Source organism: Blautia sp. Sow4_E7, from assembly GCF_052116245.1.
Taxonomy (GTDB): Bacteria; Bacillota; Clostridia; order Lachnospirales; family Lachnospiraceae; genus Blautia_A.
Genome location: NZ_JBQKLL010000001.1, coordinates 86,124 through 100,454 on the forward strand (window position 1 = coordinate 86,124; position 14,331 = coordinate 100,454).

The window sequence follows — 14,331 nt, forward strand, 5'->3', positions numbered from 1 at the left end:
CTTTATCCGTACGACTGTTACTGATCTCACTCCTCACAGCAACACGCTTCGCACCCAAATATCTTTCTTAATCTTTTTATTTTTCTTTATCTTCTTTCCACAATCTTATAATAAACCCTCGCCGTCAGCCCATAAATAATTCCATAGATCACAGCAAACACCAGTAAAGTGACTACCGTACATCCCATAAACAATCCGCTGTTGGTCATACTGAACAGCGCCAGCAGTCTTTTTACCATTGGGAAAGCCATGGCAATGTGGATGGCTGCCATACCAAGGGGCAGGAAAAATACCATCAGGATCTGTCTGTGAATGGAGGACTTTACCTCTTTGTGTGTCATGCCCACCTTCTGCATGATCTCGAAACGCTCCTTATCCTCAAAGCCTTCCGAAACCTGTTTGTAGTAAATGATCATGGCTGCCCCCATCAGGAACAACAGTCCAAGGAAAATTCCCAGGAACAGGATTCCGCCAAACATACTGTAGAAATTGGTGTACATCTCCTGTTTTACACTTGTCATATAGGAAATTCCCTCTGGAAGACTGCCTTTTGCATTTTCCGCAGCGATAAAATCCGTTGCCAGTGTCTCAACTTCTGTTGCAGCCGCATATTTTTCCTCATCTGTTCCGGAAAAATAAACGTCCAGTTCTACAGCCAAAAGAGAAGCTGCTCCATTATACACCTGGCGCTGCTGCTCATAAATTTTCTGGAAATCCTCATCATTTACGATCAGCTTTATAGAATCCATAGAGGAAAAATTATCGCCCACATACCGGTAATCCTTCAGCCATTCTTTTACCTGGTAAACACAGTCATGAATCTCCAGAGTGTCCCCGCCAGCTTTTCCATCTTTGTAAGCAAGAACTTCGCCGGGCGCAAGAGAAATTTCCTTACCAGTAACTTTGGCATATTCTTCCTGGGGTACAACAGTGAGGGATTCGAAATTGGTCTGCAGTGCGGAAAGCGTACTACTCCCATTTGCATCCAGAAAGTGCCCGCTGTTTTCCCCCTCCATAATAAGTGTGGTGGAAAAAGCAATTTCCGTATTCAGCTTTTCATAGGATACCTTGCCATCAACCTCATTGAGAAGTTTTGTCCTAAGCTCTTCAAGTGCTTCCCTGTCATCTGCCCTGCACAGCACACTCACATCCGCCGGGCACCGAAGCTCCACAATCTCATTAATTCCGGAATTCAGGCAGACTGTGGTAGAAATCATAAGCAGCACGCCCGTACTTAAAATACAGATGCTGGCCAGTCCCACTGCGTTCTGCTTCATACGGTACAGCATGCCGGAAACTGCGGTAAAATTCTTTGTCTTATAATAAAACTTCTTATTCCAGCGGAGTATTTTCAGGATCACAATACTTCCAGCTGTAAAAAGGAAATACGTTCCTGCCATTACCAGCACCACTGCAATGAAAAACAGGGACAGGGCAGAAAGGGGAGATTCTGTGGTAATGGCAATATAATATCCGATAAACAGACAGATAAATCCAAGAAGGGCCAGCAGCCATTTGCCTTTCGGCTCCCGCTCTCCTGCGTTCTGGGCGTGAAGGAGATCGATTGGCTTTGTCTTATAAACCTTCCGGATATTTGTGAGAAGGATCAAGACAAAAATAACAACATAAATCTCTGCACAGATCCGGATTGCTGGAATACTGACTTCAAATCCAAATGCATCCGGTACCTTGATCAGTTTCAGAAGCAGCAAAAGAGCCAGCTTGCTTCCAAGAATTCCAACCAGGATTCCGCCAGCAAAACTGATAACAGAACTGATCAGATTTTCCCAGATCATAACAATACTGATATGTTTCTTTTCCAGGCCAAGAATGTTATAAAGCCCCAATTCCTTCTGGCGGCGCTTCATAAGGAAGCTGTTGCTGTACAGAAGGAAAATAAAGGAAAATATAATAATAACGCCAACACCCATGGAGGTGATCATAAGGATATCCGCAGAGTGTTTGATGGAATCCATACCTGCATTGTGATTAATGAAAAGCATCATATACAGCATGGCGACATCAAACAGACATGCCAGAATGTAAGGTACATAGGTCTGATGGTTCTTCTTTATGTTCACCACAGCCAGTTTCATAAAAAGTCCATTACCCACGATACTCACCACCTGTCATCAGAATTGTCAACGTATCGGAGATCATCTGGTACATCTCTTCTTTTGTTTTCTCACCACGGTAGATCTGGTGGAAAACCTCGCCATCCTTTATGAACAGGACTCTGGAGGCCCGGCTTGCTGCCTGGGCACTGTGGGTAACCATGAGGATGGTCTGTCCCTGGCCGTTTATTTCGCCGAAAACATCCAGAAGGGCATTGGCTGCCTTGGAATCCAGGGCTCCAGTCGGCTCATCAGCCAACACCAGGCGCGGCTGGGTGATCAAGGCTCTGGCTACTGCACAGCGCTGTTTCTGGCCGCCGGATACTTCGTAAGGATATTTTTCCAGAAGCTCTGTAATATGAAGTGCCTGGGCAATGGGGCGGATCTTCTGCGCCATTTCCCGGTAATCTTCACCTGCCAGAACCAGAGGAAGGTAGATGTTATCCCGCAAGCTGAAGGTATCCAGAAGATTAAAATCCTGGAATACAAAACCAAGATTTTTTCTTCGGAATGTGGAGATTTCCTTGTCGGAAAGATGTACCACGCTTTTCCCTTCCAGAAGTACATCGCCGGAGGTTGGCTTATCCAGGGTAGCAAGGATATTCAGAAGAGTAGTTTTACCAGAACCACTTTCTCCCATGATTGCTACAAATTCTCCTTTTTCCACAGAGAAATTCACATTGGACAGTGCCTGGACTTTATTGCCGCCAAAGCGGGTGGTATATATTTTTTTCAGATTTGAAACTTCAAGCAGTGACATGTTTGGTCCTCTCTTTCTTTTTGCTTTTCTCATACGCGCTTTCGTTTACAATGGACAGTATAGTAAAAAGCAAAGAGGACTGCCATCGAATCAGGTTACAAAATGCAGGGGGAAACTTACAAAATTGTAAGGTTCCCCTGATTTTCAATAATTTCTATATAAATTTATTCCCAATTAGTGTAAAGTTATTTTTTATAACAATAATGACATTTTTCATTCTTTTTAAGATAATTTGTAACCGTTCAGTACCTTCACAGTTACGCGCTTCACGGAATACTGCCTTCTGAATAGTTACGATAATTTACTCTGCATAAATCTTCTCAGCTGGTAACCCTGCCGCTTTCGTGAGATAATATACCGCATCCGCAGCCACGCACACCACATTCTCTTCATGCATAAACTCCGTAATCTCCGAGTCAAAGAGCATATTCGCCTGAGCATCAAACTCCTCGTCTTTGTCCCAGAAAAGCACTGCTATATTAAGGAATGGAAATACAGGAAGCACATACCCAACATCTCCCTGAGGCAGCGGTGTACCGCCCAGAATCTCACATGCCTTTTTCAGTTCCGCGGTTTTCCCTGAAAAAATCTCCTGAAGCCGTGAGATAATCGTTCTCCTGTATGCCGCCTCAAATGGATAAACACGCTTCACCTGCCGGAACGCCACCAGATTTCCAGATGCCACTGGATGCTCCGCCGCATAATAAAAGGTATTATAAATATTCATCACCGTATCAAACCCAGGCCGCACTTCCTGATCTGCGATCACGCCATCCCGCCTGTCAATCCGCAGCCTCCTGGAAAAATATGTAATATATAAAGCCTCTTCATCTGCCTCTAAATTAAATTTCCGGATCAGCGCCTCCTGATCCATCTCCAGAAATTTCTGCCGCCAATTCTCAATCACCTGCTCATAATTAGACTTCTCCGCCTTCACCTGCGCACCTCCTGAAATTATTTTTTCCACATTACCTCTATTTTAGCAAAGTCAGAGTCAATATGCACGAAAAAAAGAGAACCGATATCCATAGTGATGTCCATACCAGTTCTCTTTCACATTTTAACTATGCCATATAACCTGAAAACTTCCATTTTCAAGTATTTCTGCCAGCTGCTCCAGTTCGTCGGAGTGCCAGGTTTCTGCAGTTTCCGGGGAGCCGGTAAATTTTACACAGGTTCCGCAGGAAGAGCTTAAATTTCTTGGCACCGGCATGATCACAGCCGGGTAGTCTTCTTTGTCACATTTTTTCTTAAACGCCATTGCCCCGAAATGGGAAAAAAATGTGGCTATGTAATCTCCCATTATTTCTCCAGGGTGAGGATGAAATCTTCGCCGTCCTCTTTTACAGATACCTGATATCCCTGGTGCAGGGCAAAACGGGATACATTCTCTTTGGCAGTTACATTATCTACCATTACGGTGTATGCCTTCTCGCCAGCGGCCAGCGCGTTCTTGGTACGGATCACTGGTTCCGGGCAGGAAAGTCCTCTTGCGTCGATTGTTTTCATAAGGGAAATCTCCTTTCGCAATTCAATCTTATTTAGGGTACTTCTCTTCTTGAAGCACATTTTTTAGTTTCTTTACGCTTCGCTCTTTCTCATAGAGTTTACAACAGCAATTACGATCAAAACTATAAATCCAATAACTACAGCGATTTTTCCATTTGCAGTAGGACCTTCTCCAGAGGAAGCAAGTCCAAAGTTATGCGCCACAGCAGCACCTGCCATCAGACCAAATACGGTAATTGCAGAGTCTGTATTTCCCTCTCCTGCCAGTACCAGCTGACGAAGCGGGCACCCTCCAAGAAGGACACATCCAAATCCTGCCAGTGCCATTCCAAGTGCATTCCAAAGACCGTCTGTGTGTGCAATTGGCTGACCTGCAAATCCAGGATTGAAATATCCAAGGACCATATTTCCAATAAGTGCACTTACCAGGATTGCAATAAATCCAAGCAGCAGCTTCCACTCTCCGAAAAGAACCACGTCACGGATTCCGCCAACCATGCAAAGACGGGTTCTCTGTGCCATGGCTCCTACCAGAAGTCCTGCAATCAGGGAGATGGCGATTGCGGCATGTTTTGCACCAGGACCGCCGTCAGCTTCTGTGAAATGGATAAAAGCCGGGGCTGCAATAAGAAGCACAAGAATTCCGATTTCTACTACTGGAAAAATACCGCCTTCAACTGGCTGCATTTTATAAGAGCGTTTCAGGGTGTAGCCTTTTTTCAGGAAAAATACACCGGCAAGAATTCCTGCTACAAACCCGATCAATCCGAAAATGGCGTTAAAATCACCGCCTGCCAGGCGAAGGATCATACGGAACGGACAGCCAAGGAACATCAGGCAGCCGATCATGACGAACATTCCGATCACGAAACGGGTAACAGGGGCGGAGCCGCCTCTTGGCTTAAATTCTTTGGTTGCAAGTGCCAGAATGCAGGAGCCAAGTACCAGTCCTACAATTTCCGGACGGATGTACTGCACCGCTGCTGCACTATGGAATCCAAGTGCACCTGTGGTGTCACGCAAGAAGCAGGCGATACAAAATCCCATGTTTGCAGGGTTTCCGAAGTACACCAGTGCCACTGCAATGATTCCAATGATGACACCTGCTCCGATGATCACAGGTGTCTCTTTCTTTGACAATGTTTCTTTCATACTCTTTCCTCCTTAGATAACTGTCAAATCTTTTCTTTATTTTAGCATTTTTTGTCAGAAAACTCTAATTGATTATGTAGGATTATTTTCAGGATTTATAGATATTTTCGATAGGTTGTGGTATGATTTGATTATAGAACTTAAGAGAGGATATAATAATGAACCGAATTTATCTCGACCAGGCCAGCACCTCTTTTCCCAAGGCTCCGGGGGTGGCGCAGGCTATGATGGATTATCTGACTATGAACGGAGTCAATGTGAACCGTGGGTGCTACTCCAGTGCTTACTCTGCGGAGGAGGTTGTGTATGAGACACGGCAGCTTCTGGCAGAGCTTTTCCACTTTTCCAAATGCAAGAACGTGATTTTTACACCGAATGTCACCACCAGCCTCAATTTTATCTTAAAGGGAATTCTTAAGCCAGGCGACCACATCCTGGTGTCGGCCATGGAACATAATGCAGTTATGCGCCCAGTTGTTCAGCTGGCTTCTCAGGGAGTTTCTTTTGACCGGATTCCCTGCCGGGAGGATGGCTCTATGATCCTGGAAGAAGTGGAAAAAATGATCAAACCAGAAACGAAGACAATCGTTACTTTACATGCTTCCAACGTCTGTGGAACCAGAATGCCCCTGGATGCTCTTGGGGAAATCTGTCAGCGGCACCATCTCTATTTTATTGTGGATTCTGCGCAGACAGCTGGAATTGTGCCAATTAATATGGAAAAAATGCACATTGATGCCCTGGCATTTACCGGACATAAGGGCCTTCGGGGGCCACAGGGAACTGGCGGTTTTCTGGTATCCCAGGAACTGGCAGAACAGATGGAACCGCTGATTTCCGGAGGAACGGGAAGTGTATCCCACACAGAAGAGATCCCTGATTTTCTACCGGACCGTTTCGAATCGGGGACACCCAATTTGCCGGGAATTTATGGGCTGCATGAGGCACTGTTATTTTTAAAAAGAAATAACGACACCTTTTCTCCCCATATGAATGCCCTATATGAAAAAGAAATGGCTCTCACAGACTATTTATTACAGCAGCTGCAAGCACTGGACGATACCGGCAAACACATACGCATTATTGGAAAAAAAGATCTCACTGACCGAAACGCCGTTGTTTCCATCCAGACGCCTGAGATTGATATGTCCCAGGTGGCATGGCGGCTGGACAGCGAATACAGGGTTATGACCAGAGTGGGGCTACACTGTGCGCCTAATGCACATAAAACACTTGGTACTTACCCAGCCGGAACTATCCGATTCTCCTTTGGACCGGAAAATACAAAAAATGAGCTGGATTTTGCCATCCAGGGACTGAAAAAAATTTTAAATATATAAAAGGAGCCACCATGGAATTCAAACAATTAGAAGCCTTCGTAGCCGTAGTCGAAAACAAAAGCTTCTCCGAAGCCGCCCGCCAGCTGAACCTGACCCAGCCCACCATCAGCGCCCACATCAATTCCCTGGAGCAGGAATTAAACTCCCGGCTGCTGATCCGCACCACCAAGAAGCTGACCATCACCCAGCGGGGTCTTCAGCTCTACGACTGTGCCTCCAACATGCTGAACATGCGCAGCAACATTATCGAAGAATTCACCGGACAAAACAAAAAGATCATTGACCTGGCAGTTTCCACCATTCCATCTTCCTATCTTCTGCCTGACATCCTAAATGCCTTTACCAGCCAGATCCCAGACGTCTATTTCCATTCCTGGCAGTCCGACAGTCTGGGCGCTGTGGCAAGGGTTCTGGATGGCAGTGTGGACATGGCTCTGGTTGGAAATACCTTTGACGAACCGGACTGCTGTTTTATCCCCTTTTGCAAAGATAAACTTGTAATTGCCACTCCAGTCAACGAGCATTACCTTCAATATGAGCAGAAGGCAGCCACTGGAACCCTGGACTTTTCCGATTTTCTCCAGGAGCCCTTTATTATGCGCGAAACCGGCTCTGGCACCAAAAAGGAAATCGACCGCTATCTGGAAAAACATAATATCCCAGACACTTCCCTGCACATTGTAGCCCGCATGAACGACCTGGAAGCCATCCGCAAATCTGTAGCCGGCGGCCTTGGCATTTCCATCCTCTCCGCCTGCTCCGCCAAGGACCTTGCCGCCACCCACCAGATCCTCATGTTCCCCCTGAACCACGAATCCGCCATGCGAACCTTCTACATTGTGTACAGTAAAAACCGGATTCTAAAACCGCATGTGAAGCAATTTTTGAAATTCGTGAAGAATTTTTACCAATAACCGCCTTTTGGGAAATGCCAATCGCGCCAAGCGCCAAGGTCTCATGCAAACATGGAATTTTGCTCGTTACCCGTATAAAAAACAAAAGGAAGCTGCCCACCAATTTCTCAGTGAACAGCTTCCTATTTCATTCACACATATTCAAAATTCAATCCAGTTTCAGCAGCTGCATCTAAATTATTTCTCCTCAGCAGCCTCTTCTGTCTCTGTCTCAGTCTCCGGTACAACGTTGTGAACTGCTGTTACAGTTGCAATAACAGCTTCCAGATCAGTTGTAATGTGGATATTCTTGTTCTTAGCGATCTCAAGGTCTTTCACACGGAGAGTATCACCAATCTTCATGCCAGCAACATCAACTTTGATCTTGTCAACCAGATCTGCCGGGAGTGCTTTGTATGCAACTTCTTTTAACTCATCCTGCAGAACACCGGACATAACCTTCTCTTCATTTTCCAGAATGATCTCAGCAGTGGAATGAACCATCTCATTGCTTACCAGTGCCTGGAAATCTACCTCTTCTACTGTATGTGCAAGTGGATTATAATCAACTTCCTTGATCAGCGCATCGTAGGTCTTGCCATCCAGTTCCAGCATTACCTGGCTGCCCTTGTTATTGTTCTTCAGAAGAACTTCAATTTCCTTCTTGGTGAACTTAAGGGGAATGGAACCTTCGATTTCTCTGCCGAACAGGTTACCTGTTACGTATCCTTCTCTTCTTAATCTCTTAGCTTTGACGTCCATGCTTCTTTTTTCAGCTTTTAAAGTATTCATTTATCTTTTCCTCCAAAATTCTGAAACGCTTAGCAGCCTTCAACAAAGAGGTTTTGTTAAGTACTTCTTTTTTCTTTTTACGTCCCTTATTATAGCCACCTGTTCTGATTATGATTAACCAAACATATTTTTTTTCGGGAGATTTTTTTGGTAAAATCTGCTCTTGTTTTTCTTGGAAAATAGAAGTATAAAATAGATGAATCACTCAAAATTTTCAGATAACATTCTTTTCTGCCGTAAAAGGCAGTTCTCTCTCTGCAACCCGTCTCACTAATGCCTCACTATGAGACACCACAATCAATCCGATTTCACGCCTTTTTACTTCCTCCAGCAGGAAATTCCATATCTGGCTTTGTGTGATCAGATCCAGCATGGTACTGATCTCATCTGCAATCAGAAACTTAGTCTCTTTTCCCAGTGCTCTCGCAATGCAGAAACGCTGCAATTCCCCGCCGGACAATTCCTGGGGATATCGGTTCAGCCAATCCTCCTCTATTCCCAGCCTCTCTATGATCCGCTCTTCAACACGCCCTCTATCGGATAAAATTTTCTCCATTTTCAGTCTGGGATTCACAGCCTTTTCCGGATGCTGCCAGATCATCTGCACAGGGCAATACCCTTTACTCGGCAAAGGCTTTCCATCCAGCAAAACCAGCCCTTTACAAGGCTTTAAGTAACCAGCAAGGAGTTTACATAACGTAGTTTTTCCATAACCGCTTGGTCCTGGTATCCAGACTCTTTCGGTGTTTTCCACCTTGAAATTTATATTTGAAAAAAGTTCTGCACCTTTTCCATCATAAGAAAATGAAATATCCCTCGCTTCCAGAATCAACTTTTCGCATCCTCCCCCAATTTATATTTTTCACTGTCACAGTACCTGACGCACCTCACACTCCCGCATCCAGCCTGTACCATTGGAACCTCTCCCTTACACCGCTCCTGATGCCAGCTGCATCTCGGTTCAAAAGGGCACCCCTCCGGCATGTCCTTCACATAAGGCTGTGTCCCTGCAAGGGGCGTAAAACCATTCTGCGGAAGCGCCCGCCACAACGCTTTCGTATAGGGATGCCGTAAAGTTTCTTCTGTACGAAAATCCGAAACCGGAGCTTCCTCCACTGTTTTTCCGGCATAAAAAACCACGATCCGGTCTGCCACCTGAAGTGCCAGCTCAATATCATGTGTAATCAAAAGGACACCATTGCCTTCATCTGCAAACTTTCTGAAATCCTCCATGGACTTTTTCGCCAGCTTAAGATCCATTCCAGGCGTCGGCTCATCTGCAATAATCAGCTTCGGATTTCCCATCAGCGCCGTAGACAAAAGAATCCTTCTGGTCATTCCCCCAGAGCATTCGAAAGGATATTTCTCTTCCGTGCTTTCAGACAGCCCGTATCTTGCAAAAAGCTTTTTCTGCAAACCACCAGCTTTTCTTCCAGCTTTTCCCCGAACCTGTTTTCCCACCTTCATAAGAGGATCCAGATACATGGTGCTCTGGGGCACAAAAGCGATTTCATTTCCCCGAAATTTCCGAATCCTGTCTTCATCAAGAAACTCCCCCTGAAATTTCATCTTTCCAGATACTCTGGCATTATAAGGCAGAATTCCCAGGATTGCATGTGCCAGAAGGCTTTTGCCGGAGCCGCTTGAACCAACAACCGCTACCAGTTCTCCTTCCCGCACCGCCACAGACAAACCTGAGATAACCGGAAGCCAGCTCTGGCGGCTGCTTTTTCCCTCATATTGGAGGAAGGAAACCGAAAGTTCTTCTATTTCCAGTATTTTTTTCTTATCTGTACAACTCATCTTTTTTTCAACCACTGCTGTCTTTTAGAACGCGCTCCCAAAATCATTCCCTCAATCTGCGCACTCCACTTTGTGATGCACATCTTGCAGAAATCCTTTTGGCACACTCTGACAGACAGTCCTTCCTGCTATTTATGAACACTCCCCGGATCCAGGATCTGCCGAAGTGCTGTTCCCCCTTTTTCAAACAGCACCACCGTAAGTACCAGCATAACCCCAGGGAATACTGCCAGCCACCATTTTCCCATGATCAGATAACGCATGCTTTCGGACAGAATAATTCCAATAGCAGGCTGTTCTGTGGACAGACCGAATCCCAGAAAGGTAATGCTTGATTCATGAAGAATGGCATGGGGAAACAGAAGCACCAGCCCTACCACAAACTGGGGAAAAAGATGGGGAAGCATATGTTTTCTGGCAATCTGCCATTTACTGCAGCCTAGTTTGGCTGCAATTTGAATATACTCACTCTCCCGCAGCTGCAAAACTTCCCCACGGATCAGCCTTGCAAGAGAAGTCCAATGGGTGAGCGCAACTCCAACAATAACGCCCTTCAGCCCTTTTCCCATTGCATAGGAAATCAGGATAAGAAGCAGAATATGGGGGATTCCCATAACCATATCAATGACAAATGTAATCACAGAATCGGCAGTTTTCCCCAATGTTGCCGCACAAATTCCAAGAATAAGCGCCATAACAGCACTGACACCTGCTGCCAGTACTCCGATCAGGATACTGGTGGACAGCCCGGTAAGGGTCCGGTAAAACATGTTTCGTCCCAGCCAGTCCGTTCCAAAAGGATAGCTCAGGCATGGGGCAAGATTTTTTCTGGAAAAGTCCGTAACCATAGCTGCATCATGAAAGCAGATTCCCAGGATAACTGTCACCGTTAAGAAAATAACAGAAAAAACAAGTAAAATCCGAGCCTTCTGCCGTTGATTCAGTCTTATTCGTAATCCACAGTTCACAGCCCAGTCCCTCCTCTTCGGATTCTGGGATCGATCACTCCGTACAGCACATTTGCCGCGAAATTTCCCAGAAAAACAATTGCCGCAGTTGCCAGCGTAATTCCCATAAGAAGAGGGACATCACTGCCAGTTCCTGCCGCCACTGCCGCCTGTCCAAGCCCCGGATAGGAAAATACCTGCTCCACAAGAACAGACCCTCCTATGATCTCACTGACAGACGCAAACTGCAGGGTCAGCGCCGGGAGCAGCACATTTCGAATACCATGGTGAAAAATAATCCTTCCTGTTTTCTCTCCCCTGGCTTTTGCGAAAAGAATGTAATCGCATTCCATGATGTCGATCATTTTTTCCCGGGTATGTAAGGTAATATTGGAAATTCCTGTAATACTTAAGGTAACCGCCGGAAGAATAGCATGGCGCACTCTGTCCAAAAATGTAACTCCACTGGCTTCTACCCCAATAGGAACACTAAGTCCAATGGGAAGTATCTTTAACCACACTCCAAAAATGATCAGCAATAACAGAGCCAGCCAGAAAGAAGGTGTACTGGCGATCACCAGGGAATATCCCTTTATCAGCTTATCTGGCAGTCTTCCCTGGAACACACCTGCGATCACTCCAAGTAGAAATCCCACCAGTCCGGAAACCAGCCATGCCAGCCCCATAAGAAAAAGAGAGTTTCCCAGCTTCACTGCAATGACTTTTGTCACTGGCTGCCGATATAACAGGGAAATTCCAGCATCGCCCTTTATAAACGCATTCAGCCAGTTCAGATATCTCTGAACTGGCGGTTCATCCACGCCCCAATAGGAGCGAAGCTTTTCTTTTTGTTCCTCACTCATACTGCCCAGGGCAGCCTGCCCCACATTGGCCTGCAAAGGGTCAATAGGGGAGGCTGATACAAGGGCAAAGGTGAGAATACTTACTGCAAAAAGCAGTAAAATAATCCGCAGCAGGTTCTTACCTGCGTAAATACCTATCCGTTTCATCTTACTTTGTCCATTCTGTTTTCTTCTTCCATTTCATGAACCATTACGCATGGATCAGATTGAAAAACTTATTCCCAATCCCACTGGTCTACGTTATTTACAATGGACCAGCCATGACCATGAGGATGTAATTTCTGGTCTGCCACTTCCAGGCCGTCACGGACAAAATAGAGATGATCAATGTTGCAAAGCCAGATCCACGGAATATCTCCCTCCTGTGTAATTCCGGTTGTTCCATCCCACTGTGCTTTTTTCCATAAATCATAGGACTCTTCCAGGCTGCTGCTTGCAAGTGCTTCATCCATATAGTTGTCTACTGTCTCATTTGCATATGGGGAATATTCTGCACTTCCAGACTCTCCGATGGTGTGATAAATATTGTAAAGCTCCATTGGGCTGTGCGCTCCCCATCCCCACATAAGCGATTCTGACTGTGCCTGATCATAGGCGGTATCCCAGCCAACGCCGGAAGTGGTTACCTCAATTCCAAGTTCTCTCAGCTGATTAGCTGTATCTTCCGCAAGTGCCTGACGAACAGAATCTCCATTTGGGAACATAAGGGTAAGCTCTGCTTTCTCTCCGTCCTTTTCACGGATTCCATCGTCCCCTTCTGCCCATCCGGCCTCTTCCATCAGGGCTTTCGCTGCATCCAGATCATACTCAGTAACCGCCTCCTCATTGTACCATGGCATTTTGTCGCAAACGCTGTAAGCCTTTGTTCCATAACCATTCAACACATTTTCGATCATCTCGTCACGGTCAATTGCCAGGTTAATGGCGCGGCGGACATTCACGTCTGCAGTCAGGCTGTTTCCATAAATGATTCCCTCTTTTTCTTCTGGCTCTGCACAAGGAAGATTAAACCCCCGGTTATCTACTGTTTCCACATTCAAAAGCTTGTATCCTTCGATTTCCTGCTCACTGTAGGAAGCTGCTGTATGCGCCAGATCCACCTGTCCAGCCATTGCTGCTGCCAGCGCAGCATCTTCTTCCATAAATAAAACAGTTAGTTTTTTAATCTTTGGCTCCTCTCCATAGTAATCCGGGTTTGCCTCGAAGATAACCTGCTGGCCTTTATCCCACTGTTTCATAATATAGCGGCCGGAACCAATTGGATTCTGTCCGTAATTCTCATCATAGGCATGCTCAGGCACGATTCCCACGATTGCCATAGTATACGGCCAGATAGAATATGGCTCATTCATATGAAATTCTACTGTGGTATCATCTACTGCCACAGCTTCTTTTAACATGGTAAAATCATTGACGGAGCTTTCATCGCGGCATGTATTAAATGTGAATGCCACGTCCCCTGCTGTCAATGGCTCTCCATCTGTAAACTTTACATCATCGCGGATTTTGACTGTCCAGGTAAGGCCATCGTCGCTGCAGGAATATTCCGTTGCCAGATCATTTTCGATTCCAAGATCCTTGGTGGTACGAACCAGTGTACTCTGGATAAGCGGCTCATGGACATGCTCTCCGGCTCCCCATCCGTAAGCCGGATCAAATCCGGACTCCGGCTCTGATGTGGTTGGCATTGTCACGATCACGGACTGATCCTCCGCCCCCGCATACACATTCACGGCAGGTACTGCAAGCAGCATGGCTGCTGTACATAATAAACTGATTACTTTTTTGATTTTCATAGCGTTTCTCCCTCTTGTTTTTATTATCAACAGAAAATAGTTTTCTGAAGATTTCTGATCAAATTTTCCTCCATTTCTTCTTAGACAAGAAAGGCAGTTATAAGTTTTTTCCTATAACTGTCTTTCTATAGAAGGTCTGTATTTACATGTAATAATGAGTGGAGGTGTTACATGTAACTATGTATAAGAATTCGCATTTCCGGCTTTTCTCTGCCTTGCTGCTGAAACTAATTTTACCAGAATCCACCAGTGCTACAAGCTCCCCAGGGGGATATTTGCCCATTCCTATTTTGCATAATTTTGTCATTTTATGGAATATCATTTACTGTGATTTCTAATAAGAAAAAGATCCATACAGCAAC

Annotated in this window: 14 protein-coding genes; 2 read left to right on the forward strand and 12 right to left on the reverse strand. The window is 45.5% G+C overall.

Translation table 11 applies throughout. The features are described 5' to 3' along the window. Window positions 1-86: 86 nt before the first annotated feature. The 6 genes from ACTQ50_RS00395 to yedE form a co-directional block, all read right to left on the reverse strand. Entirely contained in the window at window positions 87-2,114 is a 2,028-nt protein-coding gene (locus ACTQ50_RS00395; RefSeq protein ID WP_441482461.1) for an FtsX-like permease family protein, read from the reverse strand. After that, complete coding sequence (locus ACTQ50_RS00400; RefSeq protein WP_441482462.1) at window positions 2,107-2,874, reverse strand: ABC transporter ATP-binding protein; 768 nt, start codon at window positions 2,872-2,874, stop codon at window positions 2,107-2,109. The genes ACTQ50_RS00395 and ACTQ50_RS00400 overlap by 8 nt, the downstream gene beginning before the upstream one ends. Window positions 2,875-3,175: 301 nt before the next feature. After that, window positions 3,176-3,811 carry a DUF3786 domain-containing protein gene (locus tag ACTQ50_RS00405; protein WP_441482463.1) on the reverse strand — a complete coding sequence of 212 codons (636 nt, stop codon included), beginning with the start codon at window positions 3,809-3,811 and terminating at the stop codon, window positions 3,176-3,178. A 123-nt stretch (window positions 3,812-3,934) separates the two neighbouring features. Beyond that, window positions 3,935-4,177: a DUF3343 domain-containing protein gene (locus tag ACTQ50_RS00410; RefSeq protein WP_441482464.1), complete on the reverse strand. Its 243-nt coding sequence runs from the start codon at window positions 4,175-4,177 to the stop codon at window positions 3,935-3,937. Further along, window positions 4,177-4,383 carry a sulfurtransferase TusA family protein gene (locus tag ACTQ50_RS00415; protein WP_441482465.1) on the reverse strand — a complete coding sequence of 69 codons (207 nt, stop codon included), beginning with the start codon at window positions 4,381-4,383 and terminating at the stop codon, window positions 4,177-4,179. Before ACTQ50_RS00415 ends, ACTQ50_RS00410 begins: the two co-directional genes overlap by 1 nt. A 72-nt stretch (window positions 4,384-4,455) precedes the next feature. Then, window positions 4,456-5,535 carry a YedE family putative selenium transporter gene (gene yedE, locus ACTQ50_RS00420; protein ID WP_441482466.1) on the reverse strand — a complete coding sequence of 360 codons (1,080 nt, stop codon included), beginning with the start codon at window positions 5,533-5,535 and terminating at the stop codon, window positions 4,456-4,458. A gap of 158 nt (window positions 5,536-5,693) precedes the next feature. On the opposite strand from yedE, the gene ACTQ50_RS00425 reads away from it, so the two are divergent. Both ACTQ50_RS00425 and ACTQ50_RS00430 read left to right on the forward strand, forming a co-directional pair. Continuing rightward, window positions 5,694-6,875, forward strand: coding sequence for an aminotransferase class V-fold PLP-dependent enzyme (locus tag ACTQ50_RS00425; RefSeq protein ID WP_441482467.1), 1,182 nt, complete (start codon window positions 5,694-5,696; stop codon window positions 6,873-6,875). Between the two features lie 11 nt (window positions 6,876-6,886). Beyond that, window positions 6,887-7,789, forward strand: coding sequence for a selenium metabolism-associated LysR family transcriptional regulator (locus ACTQ50_RS00430; RefSeq protein WP_441482468.1), 903 nt, complete (start codon window positions 6,887-6,889; stop codon window positions 7,787-7,789). 177 nt (window positions 7,790-7,966) lie between these two features. Here ACTQ50_RS00430 and ACTQ50_RS00435 read toward each other — a convergent pair whose 3' ends face one another. The 6 genes from ACTQ50_RS00435 to ACTQ50_RS00460 all read right to left on the reverse strand — a co-directional run bounded on the left by ACTQ50_RS00435 (window position 7,967) and on the right by ACTQ50_RS00460 (window position 13,927). Then, window positions 7,967-8,560: a 50S ribosomal protein L25 gene (locus ACTQ50_RS00435; RefSeq protein WP_441482469.1), complete on the reverse strand. Its 594-nt coding sequence runs from the start codon at window positions 8,558-8,560 to the stop codon at window positions 7,967-7,969. 214 nt (window positions 8,561-8,774) lie between these two features. After that, window positions 8,775-9,392, reverse strand: a complete 618-nt coding sequence (locus ACTQ50_RS00440; protein ID WP_441482470.1) for an ABC transporter ATP-binding protein — start codon at window positions 9,390-9,392, stop codon at window positions 8,775-8,777. After that, window positions 9,389-10,363, reverse strand: coding sequence for an ABC transporter ATP-binding protein (locus ACTQ50_RS00445; RefSeq protein WP_441482471.1), 975 nt, complete (start codon window positions 10,361-10,363; stop codon window positions 9,389-9,391). The genes ACTQ50_RS00440 and ACTQ50_RS00445 overlap by 4 nt, the downstream gene beginning before the upstream one ends. A gap of 128 nt (window positions 10,364-10,491) precedes the next feature. Beyond that, entirely contained in the window at window positions 10,492-11,331 is an 840-nt protein-coding gene (locus ACTQ50_RS00450; RefSeq protein WP_441482472.1) for an ABC transporter permease, read from the reverse strand. Then, window positions 11,328-12,320: an ABC transporter permease gene (locus ACTQ50_RS00455; RefSeq protein ID WP_441482473.1), complete on the reverse strand. Its 993-nt coding sequence runs from the start codon at window positions 12,318-12,320 to the stop codon at window positions 11,328-11,330. Before ACTQ50_RS00455 ends, ACTQ50_RS00450 begins: the two co-directional genes overlap by 4 nt. Window positions 12,321-12,388: 68 nt before the next feature. Then, window positions 12,389-13,927 (reverse strand): ABC transporter substrate-binding protein, encoded by a 1,539-nt coding sequence (locus ACTQ50_RS00460; RefSeq protein WP_441482673.1) that lies wholly within the window; start codon window positions 13,925-13,927, stop codon window positions 12,389-12,391. Window positions 13,928-14,331 lie beyond the last annotated feature (404 nt).

Coding starts and splice junctions, on each gene's coding strand:
- ACTQ50_RS00400 (WP_441482462.1), bottom strand. CDS start 2,874: ATGTCACTGCTTGAAGTTTCAAATCTGAAAAAAATATATACCACCCGC.
- ACTQ50_RS00410 (WP_441482464.1), bottom strand. CDS start 4,177: ATGGGAGATTACATAGCCACATTTTTTTCCCATTTCGGGGCAATGGCG.
- ACTQ50_RS00415 (WP_441482465.1), bottom strand. CDS start 4,383: ATGAAAACAATCGACGCAAGAGGACTTTCCTGCCCGGAACCAGTGATC.
- yedE (WP_441482466.1), bottom strand. CDS start 5,535: ATGAAAGAAACATTGTCAAAGAAAGAGACACCTGTGATCATCGGAGCA.
- ACTQ50_RS00425 (WP_441482467.1), top strand. CDS start 5,694: ATGAACCGAATTTATCTCGACCAGGCCAGCACCTCTTTTCCCAAGGCT.
- ACTQ50_RS00430 (WP_441482468.1), top strand. CDS start 6,887: ATGGAATTCAAACAATTAGAAGCCTTCGTAGCCGTAGTCGAAAACAAA.
- ACTQ50_RS00435 (WP_441482469.1), bottom strand. CDS start 8,560: ATGAATACTTTAAAAGCTGAAAAAAGAAGCATGGACGTCAAAGCTAAG.
- ACTQ50_RS00445 (WP_441482471.1), bottom strand. CDS start 10,363: ATGAGTTGTACAGATAAGAAAAAAATACTGGAAATAGAAGAACTTTCG.
- ACTQ50_RS00455 (WP_441482473.1), bottom strand. CDS start 12,320: ATGAAACGGATAGGTATTTACGCAGGTAAGAACCTGCTGCGGATTATT.
- ACTQ50_RS00460 (WP_441482673.1), bottom strand. CDS start 13,927: ATGCTGCTTGCAGTACCTGCCGTGAATGTGTATGCGGGGGCGGAGGAT.